Annotated in this window: 14 protein-coding genes; 5 read left to right on the top strand and 9 right to left on the bottom strand. The window is 67.3% G+C overall.

All coding sequences use genetic code 11. The features are described 5' to 3' along the window. Nucleotides 1–622 (top strand): slipin family protein (locus N878_RS24460; RefSeq protein ID WP_021446113.1); only part of this gene is annotated, 622 nt, incomplete at its 5' end. A 109-nt stretch (nucleotides 623–731) separates the two neighbouring features. Then, nucleotides 732–1,853, top strand: coding sequence for an alanine dehydrogenase (gene ald, locus N878_RS24455; RefSeq protein WP_021446112.1), 1,122 nt, complete (start codon nucleotides 732–734; stop codon nucleotides 1,851–1,853). A 25-nt stretch (nucleotides 1,854–1,878) separates the two neighbouring features. Here the strand turns inward: ald and N878_RS24450 are convergent, their stop codons facing one another. The 7 genes from N878_RS24450 to N878_RS24420 form a co-directional block, all read right to left on the bottom strand. After that, on the bottom strand, nucleotides 1,879–2,550 hold the full coding sequence (locus N878_RS24450) for a flavin reductase family protein (RefSeq protein WP_021446111.1): 672 nt from the start codon (nucleotides 2,548–2,550) through the stop codon (nucleotides 1,879–1,881). 14 nt (nucleotides 2,551–2,564) lie between these two features. Further along, a complete protein-coding gene (locus N878_RS24445; RefSeq protein WP_021446110.1) occupies nucleotides 2,565–4,064 on the bottom strand; it encodes an amidohydrolase family protein in 1,500 nt (499 codons plus the stop codon). Continuing rightward, nucleotides 4,061–5,257, bottom strand: a complete 1,197-nt coding sequence (locus N878_RS24440) for an amidohydrolase family protein (protein ID WP_021446109.1) — start codon at nucleotides 5,255–5,257, stop codon at nucleotides 4,061–4,063. The genes N878_RS24445 and N878_RS24440 overlap by 4 nt, the downstream gene beginning before the upstream one ends. 83 nt (nucleotides 5,258–5,340) lie before the next feature. Beyond that, nucleotides 5,341–6,393, bottom strand: coding sequence for an extracellular solute-binding protein (locus N878_RS24435; protein WP_021446108.1), 1,053 nt, complete (start codon nucleotides 6,391–6,393; stop codon nucleotides 5,341–5,343). 49 nt (nucleotides 6,394–6,442) lie between these two features. After that, nucleotides 6,443–7,234 carry an ABC transporter permease gene (locus N878_RS24430; protein WP_021446107.1) on the bottom strand — a complete coding sequence of 264 codons (792 nt, stop codon included), beginning with the start codon at nucleotides 7,232–7,234 and terminating at the stop codon, nucleotides 6,443–6,445. Beyond that, nucleotides 7,234–8,148 carry an ABC transporter permease gene (locus N878_RS24425; RefSeq protein ID WP_021446106.1) on the bottom strand — a complete coding sequence of 305 codons (915 nt, stop codon included), beginning with the start codon at nucleotides 8,146–8,148 and terminating at the stop codon, nucleotides 7,234–7,236. The genes N878_RS24430 and N878_RS24425 overlap by 1 nt, the downstream gene beginning before the upstream one ends. Before the next feature lies 1 nt (nucleotide 8,149). Next, nucleotides 8,150–9,238, bottom strand: coding sequence for an ABC transporter ATP-binding protein (locus N878_RS24420; RefSeq protein WP_021446105.1), 1,089 nt, complete (start codon nucleotides 9,236–9,238; stop codon nucleotides 8,150–8,152). A gap of 142 nt (nucleotides 9,239–9,380) precedes the next feature. Here N878_RS24420 and N878_RS24415 point away from each other — a divergent pair, with 142 nt between their 5' ends. The 3 genes from N878_RS24415 to N878_RS24405 all read left to right on the top strand — a co-directional run bounded on the left by N878_RS24415 (nucleotide 9,381) and on the right by N878_RS24405 (nucleotide 11,606). After that, the gene (locus N878_RS24415; RefSeq protein ID WP_021446104.1) at nucleotides 9,381–10,070 is read left to right on the top strand and encodes a GntR family transcriptional regulator; all 690 of its coding nucleotides are present in this window, start codon (nucleotides 9,381–9,383) and stop codon (nucleotides 10,068–10,070) included. An 8-nt stretch (nucleotides 10,071–10,078) separates the two neighbouring features. Then, nucleotides 10,079–10,846: an aspartate/glutamate racemase family protein gene (locus N878_RS24410; RefSeq protein WP_021446103.1), complete on the top strand. Its 768-nt coding sequence runs from the start codon at nucleotides 10,079–10,081 to the stop codon at nucleotides 10,844–10,846. Between the two features lie 118 nt (nucleotides 10,847–10,964). Beyond that, nucleotides 10,965–11,606, top strand: coding sequence for a protocatechuate 3,4-dioxygenase (locus tag N878_RS24405; protein WP_021446102.1), 642 nt, complete (start codon nucleotides 10,965–10,967; stop codon nucleotides 11,604–11,606). Between the two features lie 19 nt (nucleotides 11,607–11,625). On the opposite strand, the gene N878_RS24400 is transcribed toward N878_RS24405, so the two are convergent. Both N878_RS24400 and N878_RS24395 read right to left on the bottom strand, forming a co-directional pair. After that, on the bottom strand, nucleotides 11,626–13,440 hold the full coding sequence (locus N878_RS24400) for an SLC13 family permease (protein WP_021446101.1): 1,815 nt from the start codon (nucleotides 13,438–13,440) through the stop codon (nucleotides 11,626–11,628). A 150-nt stretch (nucleotides 13,441–13,590) separates the two neighbouring features. Further along, nucleotides 13,591–14,650: NAD(P)/FAD-dependent oxidoreductase (locus N878_RS24395; RefSeq protein ID WP_021446100.1), on the bottom strand; the 1,060-nt coding region annotated here is incomplete at its 5' end.

Raw genomic sequence — 14,650 nt, 5'->3', positions numbered from 1 at the left:
CCCGGGCCTGATCCTGGTCATCCCCGGCTTGCAGCAGATGGTGCGGGTGGACCTGCGCACCATAGTGCTGGACGTGCCGACCCAGGACGTGATCTCCCGCGACAACGTCTCGGTCAAGGTCAACGCGGTGGTCTACTTCCGCGTGCTCGACGCGCAGAAGGCGATCATCCAGGTCGAGGACTACCACATCGCCACCAGCCAGCTGGCGCAGACCACCCTGCGCGCGGTGCTCGGCAAGCACGAGCTGGACGAGATGCTCGCCGAGCGCGAGCGGCTCAACGTCGACATCCAGCAGGTGCTCGATGCGCAGACCGACGCCTGGGGCATCAAGGTGGCCAACGTCGAGATCAAGCATGTCGACCTCGACGAGTCCATGGTGCGCGCCATCGCCAAGCAGGCCGAGGCCGAACGCGAACGGCGGGCCAAGGTGATCCACGCCGAGGGCGAGCTGCAGGCCTCGGAAAAGCTCATGCAGGCCGCCGAGATGCTCGGCCGCCAGCCCGGCGCCATGCAGCTGCGCTACATGCAGACGCTGAGCAATATCGCCGGCGACAAGAGCTCGACCATCGTCTTCCCGCTGCCGGTGGAGCTGCTGCAGGGCATCGCCGAGGTGAAGAAATAGCCGCCCGGCGCAGGACTATTCCCTGAAAAACCTGGCGAAAACAGATGGCCGACTGCCAGGTCTTTTCTAGACTTCGAGAAGGCAACGGGTCCTTCCAGCGGAGGTCGCTATGCGCATCGGTGTGCCCAAGGAAATCAAGAACCACGAGTACCGCGTCGGCCTCACCCCGCAATCGGTGGCCGAGCTCGCCGCGCTGGGCCACGAGGTCTGGGTCGAGACCCAGGCCGGCGCCGCCATCGGCTTCTCCGACGACGACTACCGCCAGGCCGGCGCGCAGATCGCCCAGGTCGCCGGCGAGGTGTTCCAGGAGGCGCGGCTGATCGTCAAGGTCAAGGAGCCGCTGGCGGTGGAGCGGGCCAAGCTGCGCCCGCACCACACCCTGTTCACCTACCTGCACCTGGCCCCGGACCGGCCGCAGACCGACGAGCTGATGGCCGGCGGCGCCACCTGCATCGCCTACGAGACGGTGACCGACGGCCAGGGGCGCCTGCCGCTGCTGGCGCCGATGTCCGAGGTGGCCGGGCGCATGTCGATCCAGGCCGGCGCCAGCTGCCTGGAGAAGGCCCGCGGCGGCCGTGGCGTGCTACTCGGCGGGGTGCCCGGGGTGGCCCCGGGCAAGGTGGTGATACTCGGCGGCGGCGTGGTCGGCAGCCATGCGCTGGCCATGGCGGTGGGCCTGGGCGCCGACGTCACGGTGCTGGACAAGAGCGTCGACGCCCTGCGCCGGCTCGATGCGCTGTACGGCAACCGCATCACCACGCTCTACTCGACCCGCGCCGCGCTGCGCGAACAGGTGCTGGCCGCCGACCTGGTGATCGGCGGCGTGCTGATCCCCGGGGCCGCCGCGCCCAAGCTGATCAGCGCCGAGATGGTGCGGCACATGCGCCCCGGCGCGGTGCTGGTGGACGTGGCCATCGACCAGGGCGGCTGCGCCGAGACCTCGCGCGCCACCACCCACGCCGAGCCCACCTATGTGGTCGACGAGGTGGTGCACTACTGCGTGGCCAACATGCCCGGCGCGGTGGCGCGCACCTCGACCCTGGCGCTGAACAACGCCACCCTGCCGTTCGTCGTCGCCCTCGCCGAGAAGGGCACGCGGCGGGCCCTGGAGGAAGACCCGCACCTGCTCAATGGGCTCAACGTGGCCAAGGGCGTGATCACCTGCGGCAGCGTCGCCGAGGCCCACGGCCTGCCGTTCCAGTCGGCGGCCGGGGTGCTGGAGCACCTGTAGCGGGGCGTGCTCGTGGCGCTGGCCGCTATGGCGCTGGCTCGGCTCCCGGCCAGCGCCGCTCTCCACCGCCCGGCCGTTCCCGCCAGGCCTGCAACGAGCGGGTCGGCAGATCGAAGTAGTCCCGCGTGCGGGCGTAGCCGTGGCCGCCCATGCGGCCGATGGCGTCCAGACCGAGCTGGTCGATATAGAGCGTCTTCGGGTCGATCAGCTCGTCGCGTACATGCACCATCAATACTTCGCCAAGGATGATTTCCCGCGACTGGCCGATGGACAGGCCCATCATTCGCCGGCACTCCAGGGCGACCGGCGCTTCGGCAATGTACGGGCAGCCGACGCGGCTGCCGGGCAGTGCGGTGAGCCCGGCGGCGAGCAGTTCGTCGAAGCCGGGTTCGAAGGGCACCGCGCAGACGTTCATGGCCTCCACCAGCGCGTCGGAAACGATGTTCACGGTGAACTCCTGGTTCAGCAGGATGTTGCGGGTGGTGTCCTTCGGGGTCAGGTCGGCGTGATTCTCCACGCCCAGGGCGAGGATCGGCGGGTCGGCGGACAGGGCGTTGAAGAAGCTGAAGGGCGCGGCGTTGGCACGGCCTTCGGCGTCCACTGTGGTGACCAGCGCGATGGGCCGGGGCACCACGCTGCCGATGAGGATCTTGTATTTCTCGCGCGGGCTCAGTTGGGCGAAGTCGAAGCTCAGCATGGCGTTATCTCTTGTTATCGGTCGGGTTCGCTGGCGAAGGCGCACAGCGGGTGTTCTGCGCTCCAGGCATCGGCGAAGGGAATGGCCGGCTGGAACAGGTCGCGCCAGTCGGGCTGGCCGAAGGCGCGGTCGGCATGGCTCCGCATCAACCTGTGGTACTGGCGCTGGGCCTGACGCTGCAGGTCGCGATAATCGACGCCGTTGACCTGGCCGCCGTCCATCACGCAGCGGCCGCCGATCCAGCTGGCGATGCAGTCGTCGCCGCGGCCGGCGAGGACGAGGTTCTTCAGTGGGTCGAACAGCGGCCCCAGGTGCAGGCCGTCGAGGCTGAACACGGTGATATCGGCGCAGGCGCCCGGTGCCAGCCGGCCCAGGTCGTCGCGGCCGAGTGCCCGGGCACCCCCCAGGGTGGCGGCGTTGTAGAGGTCGAGGGCGCTGGTCTGCGCGCTGCCACCTTCCTTGAGGCGGGCGATGTTCAGGCCCTGGCGCATGTTCTCCAGCAGGTCTGCCGGCCAGGTGTCGGTGCCGAGGGCGAAGTTCACCCCGTGGGCCCGGTAGCGGCCGAAGGAGTCCAGCGCTTCGCCGTCGCGGGCGAACACCACGGGGCAGTGGACCAGGCTGCTGCCGCTGTTGGCCAGGCGCGCGAGGTCGTCGTCGCCTTCGATGTAGATGCCATGGGGCAGCAGCGTTCGTGGGCCGAGCAGGTCCAGCTCCTCCAGCCAGGCCAGCGGCGCCTTGCCGCGCAGCGCTTTCACCAGCGCCACTTCGCCAGCCCCCTGGCAGCAGTGCAGACGCACCGGAGCGGTCAATTCGCGGCTGAGGGTAACTGTGCGTTGCAGCAGCGCTGGGGTGCAGGTCTGGATGCGGTCCGGCAGCAGGGCGCCGCGAATCAACCCGTTGTGAGCGCCGTCGAAGTCGCGGAAGAAACGCTCGGCGGCGTCCAGCCCGGCCAGGCCACGGGGTTCGTCCCAATGCTCGGCGAGGCTGCCGTCGGCGCGCAGGTACTGCATGCCGCTCATGAAGCAGGGGCCGAGGTAGGTGCGCAGGCCGAGCTCGCCAGCAACACCGGCGACCGCCGCGAACTCGTCGTAGGTTTCGGCCCACTCGCGGTAGTACATGGAGGTGATCGGCATGGCGGTGGTGATGCCGTTGCGGATCAGTTGGGTGAAGGCGTAGCGGTACTTGAAGACTTCCTCTTCGAAGCGGTAGCTCTCCTTCGGCCCACGGGCGAGGTAGTCCGCCGACCACATGCGGCCCATGGCGGCCTCGTCGCCGTTGTCGAGACACAGCACCGTGGAGTCGAGATCGCCCAGGGCGTCGAGGTCGATGAAGCCGGGGCCGAGCAGGGCGTTGCCGTAGTCGATCCACTGATCCACCGGGCCGGGAAAGCCCCGGCCGACGAAGAGGATGCGGGCGCCTTCGATGATCACCTCGCCATCGCGCCAGAGCACGTGGCGAGTGCCATCGAAGCCCACCACGCAACTGGCCTTGAGGCCGATGCGCGGCGTATTCACAGACGGCGCTCCAGTAGGCGGCCCTGGGCTGCTATCAGCTTGCCGGCGCGATACACCTGGCGCGTCGGCCGCGCCACCACGGCTTCGCCGAGGCTTTGTGCATCCATCAGCAGGAAGTCGGCGCGGGCACCGAGGGTGAGGCCGTGTTCCGACAGGCCGAGGGCCTTGGCGCCATTCTGGCTGGCGGCATCGAAGGCGGCGGCCAGCTCGTCGTCCTTGGCCAGATCGAAGCGGAAGGCCAGCAGCATGGCGCGCTCCAGCATGTCGCCGTTGCCCATGGGCGACCAGGCGTCGCGGATGCCGTCAGAGCCCAGGCAGAGGTTCACGCCGGTTTCGCGCAGGGCGAGGAAGGGCGGCACTGAGCAGTCGGCCGGTGCCGAGCTCATCAGCGAAATATCCAGTGCAGCCAGACGCTCGGCCAGCGGCTTGACCTGGCTCCAGGGCGCCATGCCCAGGCAATAGGCGTGGCTGATCATCACCCGGCCCTGGCGGTTGAATCGCTCGGTGTAGTCGGCGATGCGGGCGATCTGCCAGAGGCCCAGTTCGCCCTTGTCGTGCAGGTGGATGTCCACGCCCCGGTCGAACTCGGCGGCCAGGCCGAAGACGATGTCCAACTGGGCGATGGGGTCGTTGTCGATGCCGCAGGGGTCGAGTCCGCCGACGTTCTCCACGCCCAGGCCCATGGCCTGGCGCATCAGCTCGGCGGTGCCGGGGCGGCTGACCAGCCCGGTCTGCGGGAACACCACCAGCTCCAGGTCGATCAGGTCGCGGTAGCGCTCGCGCAGGGCCTGCATGGCCTCCACATGGCGCAGGCCGAATTCGGGGTCGATATCCACATGGCAGCGCATGGTCAGCGAACCACGGGCGATGCAGTTTTCCAGCAGCGCGCCGGCGCGCTCGGCGATGGGCGCGGTGACCTCGCGCAGCACGCGGCGCTCGTTGGCGATGTAGTCCTTGAGCGTCGGGCCGGCGCTGTTGGGGCGCCAGGGTTGGCCCCAGAGGGTCTTGTCCAGGTGGATGTGGCTTTCCACCAGGGCGCAGGTCATCAGTTGGCCGGCGCCATCGATATCACCGTCGGCACACGGTGCAGCGCTGGCCGGGCGGCGCTCGGCGAAGCGCCCGTGCTGGATGAGGAAGTCTTCAGCCGCGCCGCCGAAGGGGCGGACGTTGCGCAGCCAGTAAGTGTCGGTCATGGGGGCATCTCAACGCATGAAGGTGGACAAACGTAGGATGGGTTTCGCTGCGCTCCACCGCATCCTACAAAGGCCCAAAGGCGTCAGCCCTTGAGCTTGGACCAGATGCGGTCCTGCAGCTCGCGGGCCTGGTTGCTGCACTCCTTCTCGGGGCGCAGGCGCTCGGCGTAGGCGTCGGGCATGTTGATGGCGTCCATCACGCGCCACTTCTGGTCCAGCAGCGCGTCGCTGTCGATGCCGTTGGCATAGGCGATGGCGTTGGACACGGCAGCAGCGTTTTCCGGCTTCATCATCCAGTCGATGAAGACCTTGGCGTTGCCCGGGTGCGGCGCGCTCTTGGGCACGGCGAAGTTGTCCTGGAACATGGCCACGCCTTCACGCGGGTAGACGTACTTGATGCTGCTCTTCTGCAGCGTGGCGCGGGCAGTGGAGCCGTTCCAGTTCTGCATCATGATCACCTCGCCCGAGGCCATGCGGTCCACGGTATTGTCGGAGCTGTACATCTTCAGGAAGGGTTTCTGCTTCTGCAGCAGCTCGAGGATGCGCTTGGCGTCCTGCGGGGTTTCGCTGCATTCATCCACGCCCAGGTAATGGCTGGCGGCGTTGATCAGGCTGCTCGGCGTATCCAGCGCAGCGAGTTGGCCTTGCAGTTCGGGACGCGGCTCGAAGAATTCTTTCCAGGAGTCGTCCAGCTTGCCGCCCGGCACCCGTGCGCTGTCGTAGGAGAAGCCAGTGGTGCCCCAGAGGTAGGGCGCCGAGAACTTGCGGCCGGGGTCGAACTCGGGATCACGGAAGGCCGGCTTCACATGGGTGAAGTTCGGCAGGCTCGGCGCGTCGATTTCCTGCAGGTAGCCCTGCTCGATAAGGGTGCGCATGATCGAGTGCGACGGCACGATCACGTCGTAGGCGGCGCCGCCGGCCTGCAGTTTGGCCAGCAGGGTTTCGTTGCTGTCGTAACCGTCCATGGTGACCTTGATGCCGGTCTCCTTCTCGAACTTGGCCAGCAGTTCCACCGGGTAGTAGTCGGTCCAGTTGTAGAAGAACAGTTCCTTGGGTTCGTCCGCCTGGGCGCAGACGGCGGCGAAAAAGCCGAGGGTCAGACCGGTTACCCCATGACGCAATGCTTTCAACTTCATTGTTTTTTCTCCGGTTGAAGAACAGGTTGGGCAGAGATGGAGCAAAGGATCAGGCGGTGGGTTTGCCTCGCTGGCCGAGCCAGAAGGAGAGCACCACCAGGACGATGGAAATCACCAGCATCAGGGTCGAGATTGCGTTGATCTCGGGAGTTACCCCGGCCTTGATGGCCGAGAAGATGTACACCGGCAGCGTGGTCGCACCGGGGCCGGCGACGAAGAAGGTCATGATGAAGTCGTCCAGGCTGACCACGAACGCCAGTACTGCGCCGGACAGCACCGCCGGGAACAGCAACGGCAAGGTCACCCGGCGGAAAGTGTGGAAGGGGTTGGCGTAGAGGTCGCCCGCCGCTTCCAGCAGGCTCTTGTCCAGGTCGTTCAGGCGCGCGCGAATCGGCAGGTAGGCGAACGGAATGCAAAAGCCGATGTGGGCGATGATCACCGTCAGCAGGCCGAGCTTTATGCCGAGCGCCATGAATAGCAGCAGGGTGGCCACCGCCGTGACGATCTCCGGCAGGATCAGCGGCAGGTTGATGCCGCCTTCCACCATCTTCTGCCCGTAGAAGGGCCGGTAGGTGGCCAGCGCCGCGAGCAGGGCGATGGTGGTGGCGCAGACGGTGGCGATACTGGCGACTATCACCGAGTTCAGCGCCGCCGCCTGGATCGACGGGTTGGCGAGAATGCGCCCGTACCAGGCGAAGGAGAACTCAGTCCACACCGTGGCGGTGCGGTTGGCGTTGAAGCTGTAGGCGATCAGCACCAGGATCGGCAGATACAGGTAGGCCAGCACCAGCAGGCTGGTTTCGCGGGTCAGCGGCAACTTCTTCAGGTGAGAGGCAATCATCAGCGGGCTCCCTGGCGGACGGCCTTGGCGGCTTTCTTGGCGTAGAGGGCGTAGAGCACCAGAGTCAGCAGCATCAGCCCGAGCAGAAGGAAGGACAGCGAGCTGCCCAGCGGCCAGTTGCGCGCGGTGCCGAACTGCTGCTGGATCAGGTTGCCGATCATCAGCGTCTTGCCGCCGCCGAGGATGGCAGGGGTGATAAAGGCGCCCAGGCTCGGCACGAACACCAGCAGCGCACCGGCCACCACACCGGGCATGGACAGCGGCAGGATCACCCGGCGCAGTGCCTTGAAGCGGTTGGCGCCGAGGTCGTAGGCGGCTTCCACCAGGCGCCAGTCGAGCTTCTCCAGGGTGGAGTAGATCGGCAGGATCATGAACGGCAGGAAGCTGTAGACCAGCCCGACGACCACGGCGAAATCGTTGTACAGCAGGGTGATGCCGCCGGCCTGCGGGAACAGCGCATTGAGGCTCTGTGCCAGCCAGCCGTGCTCGCGCAGGATGATCAGCCAGGCGTAGTTGCGAATCAGCAGGTTGGTCCAGAACGGGATGGTGATCAGCAGCACCATGATGTTGCGCGAACGTTCGCTGAGGCTGGTCATCCACAGGGCCACGGGAAAGCCCACGAGGAAGCACAGCAGCGTGGTGCCACCGGCCTGCAGCACCGAGCGCAGCAGTGCCTGGGCGTAGACCCAGTTCAGTTCGAGGTTGCCGTCGAAGTCTTCCTGGAAGAACAGCTGCGTGTAGCTGTGCCACTGCCAGTCGGCACTCCAGTCCACGCCGCCATAGAGGTTGCGCGGCAGCAGGCTGATGTAGCCCATGATGCCCAATGGAATGGCGATCAGGCAGAGCAGGGTGAGCAGCACCGGCGACAGCAACAATAGCCGGTTGAGGCTGGGGGAGGTGGCGCTGACGCTCATCTCAGGCCTCCATCAGCAGGCAGGCGTGGGGCGGCAGATGCACCGCCACGGGCGAGCCCACGGGACGGGCGCCGGTGGCGCCTTCGTTGCTTTCGCGCAGCATCACTTTCACGTCATTGGCCAGCCGGCACTGGTAGAGCGTGGCCGTGCCAATGTAGAGCACGGCCTCGACCACGCCGCGCAGGTGGTGCGGTTCTGACGGAGCCACCAGCTTCGACCGCTCCGGACGGAACGCCAGTTGCGCGCGGCCGGCCAGGGAGTCGCCGTCGTTGGTGCAGGGAATGTCCACCGCAAGCCCATCGGGGCGGAACAGGCGACCGTTCTGCGGGCACTGGCGAAGCTGGCCGGGGAGGAAGTTGATGTCACCGATGAAGTGGGCGACGAAGGGGTGCTGCGGTCGCTCGTAGACCTCGCTGGGGGTGCCGATCTGCAGGATCTTGCCGCTGGCCATCACGGCGATGCGATCCGACAGGGTTAGCGCCTCCTCCTGGTCGTGGGTGACGAAGATGAAAGTGATGCCCGCCTCCTGCTGCACACGCTTGAGCTCCACCTGCATTTCCTTGCGCAGCTTGAGGTCCAGCGCGGAGAGGGGTTCGTCCAGCAGCAGCACGTCCGGGCGCGGTGCCAGCGCACGGGCCAGGGCCACGCGTTGCTGCTGGCCGCCGGAGAGTTCGGCGGGGCGGCGGCGGGCCAGGTGTTCCATCTGTACCAGTGCCAGCATCTCCCGCACCCGCACGGGAATGGCAGCGCGCGCCAGGCCCTGCATCTCCAGGCCGAAGGCGACATTCTCGGCCACCGTCATATGAGGGAACAGCGCATAGTTCTGGAACACGGTATTGATCCGGCGCTGGTACGGCGGCAGCTCGTCCACCCGTTGTCCGCCGATATGGATGCTGCCGGAGCTGAGTTGTTCGAAGCCGGCGATGCTGCGCAACAGTGTGGTCTTGCCACAGCCCGAGGGGCCGAGCAGGGTGAAGAACTCGTTGGGGCGGATGCTCACCGTAACGTCGTCAAGCGCCGGGGCCACTTCAGGGTCGTCGATATAGCGCTTGCTGACGCGTTGCACTTCGATGGACGATTCGCGCTTCATTTTGGTGCGTCACCTTTTGTTTTTGTATGCAAAAATTGAATGCAATCTACAAATAGCCCGTTTAAGCTGATTGCGCAACAGGCTTTTTCTGGCGGAATCTCTCCCTCCGAAGCAGGCCGTTCAGCGCAACAATGGAGTGACCATGACCGACAAGAAGCTGGAAACCATGGTGGACCGGGTCTATCAGGGGGTTTACCAGGCCATCAGCAAGCGCTCGCTGCGACCCGGCATGAAACTGGGCGAGGCTTCCCTGGCGGGGTTGTTCGGCGTCAGCCGCACTTCGGTGCGGGCGGCGCTCAAGCAACTGGAAGCCGATGGACTGGTGAGCTCCGAGCCGAACAAGGGCTGTTGGGTCTCGCTGCCCAGCGACGAGGAGATCCGCTCACTGTTCGAGACCCGGCGGCTGATCGAGATCGGCATCGTCACCGAGCTGTGTCGGCGGCGTGACGCGGCGGCCATGCGCAATCTGCGTGAGCATCTGCTGCTGGAGGAGGCGGCGCGGCGCGAGCATGACCATGAGCGGCTCATCCACCTGCTGGGCGAATTCCACATCAAGCTGGCCATGGCGCTGCACAACCCGGTGCTGCTGGACTGGTTCCGCAAGCTCATCTCCCGCGCCTCTCTCTACGCCGCGGCGCTGGACGACGAACGCCATGACGCCTGTCGTGACGACGAGCACCTGCGGCTGATCGAGTTCATCGAGGCCGGCAACCAGAACGCCGCCATCGAGTTGACCTGTTTCCACCTGGCCGCTATCCAGAACGCCATCCTCGAATCGGCCGACAAGCTCAAGACCGGCTACCACCCGCTGAAGCACCTGATCGAGAGCTGAGCGCAGCGATGAAGATCCAGTTGATCAACCCGAACACCAGTGCCGCCATCACTGCCCGCCTGGCCGAGGTCGCTCGAGATCTGCTGCACCCCGGCAACCAGTTGCTGGCCGTGACCAATGGCGCGGGACCGAGCTCCATCGAGAGCCACTACGACGAGGCGCTTTGCCTGCCAGGCTTGCTCCAGGCCATTCGTGACGGTGAGCGCGAGGGTGCCGAAGGGCATGTGATCGCCTGCTTTGGCGACCCGGGCCTGCTCGCTGCGCGGGAAGTCGCCCGCTATCCGGTGATCGGCATGGCCGAGGCGGCGATGCACTTGGCAGCCTGGCTCGCGACCGGGTTCAGCATCGTGACGACCTTGAGCCGTACCAAGGTCATTGCTCGCCATCTCGTCGAGCGTTATGGCTTCGCGCAGCATTGCCGGGGCATTCACGCGGTGAACATCCCGGTGCTGGCTCTGGATGGACAGCCGCAAGGCCTGCAATCTCTGATGCACGCCGCCTGCCTCGAGGCCTTGGAACGTGATGAGTCCGCCGCTATCGTCCTCGGTTGCGCCGGCATGAGCCACTTGGCCGAACCGCTCAGTCAGGCGCTTGGAGTGCCCGTGATCGACGGCGTGGGCGCCGGCCTGAAAATGGTGGAATTGCTCGGCGAACTCAAGCTGAGTACCAGCAAACGGGGTGATTTGGACTATCCGTTGGCCAAGCCCTATACGGGGTTCCTGCAGGGCTTCGCCTGGACGGAACGCCTGCCCCCCAAGCCTCGTTTTGCCGATTGATTGTCTGTTTGGCGCCTTGGGCTGGCATGCCCTGGCGCCCGTTGGGTTAGGCCGGAGGCGGCGCACCTGGCAGGGCGCACTACACTGCATGACAGGGCTTGCCATAGAGGGGCGCGCCATGTCTGAGATCAGCCGTCGCCATCTGCTGCTCGCCGCCGGCGGCGCCCTGCTGGCCAGCCCGGCGCTGGTGCTGGCCGAGCGTCTGCTGACACCGGCGCAGACCCTCGGGCCCTTCTACCCCGACCAGCTGCCGCTGGATCGCGACAACGACCTGGTGCAGGTCGAGGGCCAGGCCGAGCCAGCGCGCGGCATCCGCGTGCAGCTGCACGGGCTGATCCTCGATGGCCGCGGCCAGCCGCTGGCGGGCGCGCTGGTGGAAATCTGGCAGGTCGATGCCAACGGCATCTACCTGCACAGTCGCGGCGGCGACCGCCAGCGCCGCGACCCCGGCTTCCAGGGCTACGGCCGCTTCACCACCGGCGCCGACGGCCGCTATCGCTTTCGCACCATTCGCCCGGTGGCCTATCCCGGGCGCACCCCGCATATCCACCTGGCGGTGACCCTGCCGGGGCTGCCGCGCTTCGCCACCCAGTGCTATATCCGCGGCGAGCCGGGCAACCGCCGCGACGGCCTGCTCAACGCGATCCGCGACCCGCAGCTGCGCGAGCTGCTGATCGTGCCCTTCGTGCCGGTGACCGGGCAGGTCGACGAGCAGGTGGCGCGCTTCGATGTGGTACTGGGTGTTACCCCGGCTTCATGATCGCCCTTTGCACAAGCGCCTACAGCGGCCAGACCCACAACAGCAGCGGCACGCTGACCAGCACCACGAGAATCTCCAGGGGCAGGCCGAGGCGCCAGTAGTCGCCGAAACGGAAGCCGCCGGGGCTGAGGATCAGGGTGTTGTTCTGGTGGCCGATGGGGGTGAGGAAGGAGCAGGAGGCGCCGATGGCCACCGCCATCAGCAGCGAATCGGGGCTGACGCCGAGCTGGCTGGCGGCGCTGAGGGCGATGGGGCACATCACCGCGGCGGTGGCGGCGTTGTTCATGAAGTCCGACAGGGTCATGGTCACCACCAGCAGCAGGGTCAGGGTGACGATGGCGTTGCCCTGCGCCAGGTGCTCCATCAGCAGGCGCGCCAGCAGGTCGGCGGCGCCACTTTCCGACATGGCCCCGGCCACCGGGATCAGCGCGCCGAGCAGCACGATCACCGGCCAGTCGACGGCCTCGTACACCGCGCGCAGCGGGATCAGGCGCAGCAGCATGTAGGCCAGCACCCCGGCGGCGAAGGCCACCGCCGCCGAGAGCAGGCCGAAGGCGGCCGCGGCGATGGCCAGCAGCATCACCCCCAGGGCCAGGTTGGCCTGGCGCGGGTCGGGAATCACGATGGCGCGCGCGGCCAGCGGCACGCAGCCGTAGTCGTTGGCGAATTCGCCGATGTCCTCGGCGCCGCCCTGCATCAGCAGCACGTCGCCGCTCTGGATCAGGGTCGAGCGCAGGCGCTTGATCGAGCGGTGGCTCTGCCGCGAGATGGCCAGCAGGTTGATGCCGTAGCGGCTGCGCAGGCGGGTGCTGCTGGCGGAACGGCCGATCAGTTGCGAGTCGGGCTTGACCAGCAGTTCCTGCAGCGCGCGCTCCTCGCCGTTGCCCTCCTTCCTCTCCGGCTCGGCGCCATCCTCCTGGCGCTGCTGCTCGGCCTCCTTGGCCTCGCGCTCGGCTTCCAGCAGCAGGTCCAGCTGGCCCAGCACCTCGCCCAGTTCCTCGGGCTCGGCCTCGATCACCAGCACGTCGTCGGCCTGCAGCACGCGGCGCGGGTTGGGCGCGCTCAGGCGCAGCTTGTTGCGCACCATGGCCACCACCTGGGCGTCGGCCTCGTCGAGCAGTTGCTCGATCTCGCGCAGGGTCTTGCCCTGGGCCTTGCCGCCGTCCTTGACGCGCGCCTCGGTGAGGTAGCGGCCGGTGTCGAAACTGGCGGCGTTGCCCACCTCGCGCCTGGGCACCAGGCGCCAGCCGAGCAGGGTGATGAACAGCACGCCGGCCAGCGCCACCGCCACGCCCACCGGGCTGAAGTCGAACATGGCGAAGGGGCCGGCGCCGTGCTGCGCGCGGAAGCTGGAGACGATCAGGTTGGGCGGCGTGCCGATCAGCGTGGTCATGCCGCCGAGAATGGTGCCGAAGGCCAGCGGCATCAGCACCCGGCCGGGCGGCAGCTCCAGGCGCGCGGCGATCTGCAGGGCGATGGGCATCAGCAGGGCGAGGGCGCCGACGTTGTTCATGAAGGCCGAGAGCAGGGCGCCGAGCCCGGTCAGTGCGGCGATCGACGCCAGCACCCCGGCGTTGCCGGGCAGCAGGTGCTGGGCCAGGCGGTTGACCGCGCCGCTGCTCTGCAGGCCGTAGCTGAGCACCAGCACGCAGGCCACGGTGATCACCGCCGGGTGGCCGAAACCGACGAAGGCCTCGCGCTCCGGCACCAGACCGGCGATCACGCAGGCCAGCAGGGCGCCGAGGGCGACCACGTCATGCCGCCAGCGGCCCCAGATGAACAGCCCCATGCTGGCGACGAGAATGGCGAAGATCAGGCCTTGGTCGAGGGTCATGGGGCGGACTGTCCTTGTGCGAGGGGCGCAGGTGCTTGTTGTAGCAGAGTCCGTGCCGCCGCGGCGGTTCCCTGCTCGTGCCCTAGGCTGCGCTTGGGGCATTGGTGCGCAGGGCGCACCCTAGGGCGGCAAACCGCGTTGGCGGATGCCTCAGACGTACTGCGCGGCGGCGTAGCCCGAGGCCCAGGCCCACTGGAAGTTGAAGCCGCCGAGGTGGCCGGTGACGTCGAGCACCTCGCCGATGAAGTACAGCCCCGGCACCCTGAGCGATTCCAGGGTCTTGGACGACACCTCGCGGGTGTCGACGCCGCCCAGGGTGACCTCGGCGGTGCGGTAGCCCTCGGTGCCGGCCGGCACCAGCTGCCAGTCGGACAGGCGCTCGGCAATCGCCTTCAGCTCGCCCGGGCTGTACTGCTTCAGCGGCTTGTTGGCGAACCAGCTGTCCACCAGCAGGGTCGCCATCTTCTTGGTGAACAGCTCGGCCAGCAGGGTCTTCAGCTCGCTGGCGCCGCGTTCGCGCTGCTGGGTCGCCAGCCACTCGGGCAGGTCGATATGCGGCAGCAGGTCGATGTGCAGGGTGTCGCCCGGCTGCCAGTAGGAGGAAATCTGCAGGATCGCCGGGCCGGACAGGCCGCGGTGGGTGAACAGGATGTTCTCCTTGAAGCTCTGCCCGTTGCAGCTCACCAGGCAGTCCTCCACCGAAGTGCCGGACAGCTCCGTGCACAGCGTCTTGAGCTGCGGGTCGGTGATGGTGAAGGGCACCAGGCCGGCGCGGGTCGGCAGCACCTGGTGGCCGAACTGGCGGGCCACCTGGTAACCGAACCCCGTGGCGCCGAGGGTGGGGATGGACAGCCCGCCGCTGGCGATCACCAGCGACTGGCAGGCGATCGCGCCGAGGTCGCTGTGCAGCAGGAAGCCGCCGTCGGTCTTGGCGATGCTCTGCACCGCGGTGTTCAGGCGGATCTCGGCGCCGGCCTCGGCGCACTCGGCCAGCAGCAGATCGAGGATGGCATTGGCCTTGTGGTCGCAGAACAGCTGGCCGAGCTTCTTCTCGTGATAGGGCACGCCGTGCTTGGCCACCAGGCCGATGAAGTCCCACTGGCTGTAGCGCGCCAGGGCGGACTTGCAGAAGTGCGGATTGTCCGAGAGGAAGTTGCCCGGCTCGCAGTACAGGTTGGTGAAATTGCAGCGCCCGCCGCCGGACATGAGG

Source organism: Pseudomonas sp. EGD-AK9 (genome assembly GCF_000465935.2).
In the GTDB taxonomy this organism is placed as follows: Bacteria; Pseudomonadota; Gammaproteobacteria; order Pseudomonadales; family Pseudomonadaceae; genus Aquipseudomonas.
The sequence above is the reverse complement of the archived record's forward strand: the minus strand, read 5'-3'. Positions and strand labels throughout refer to the sequence as shown.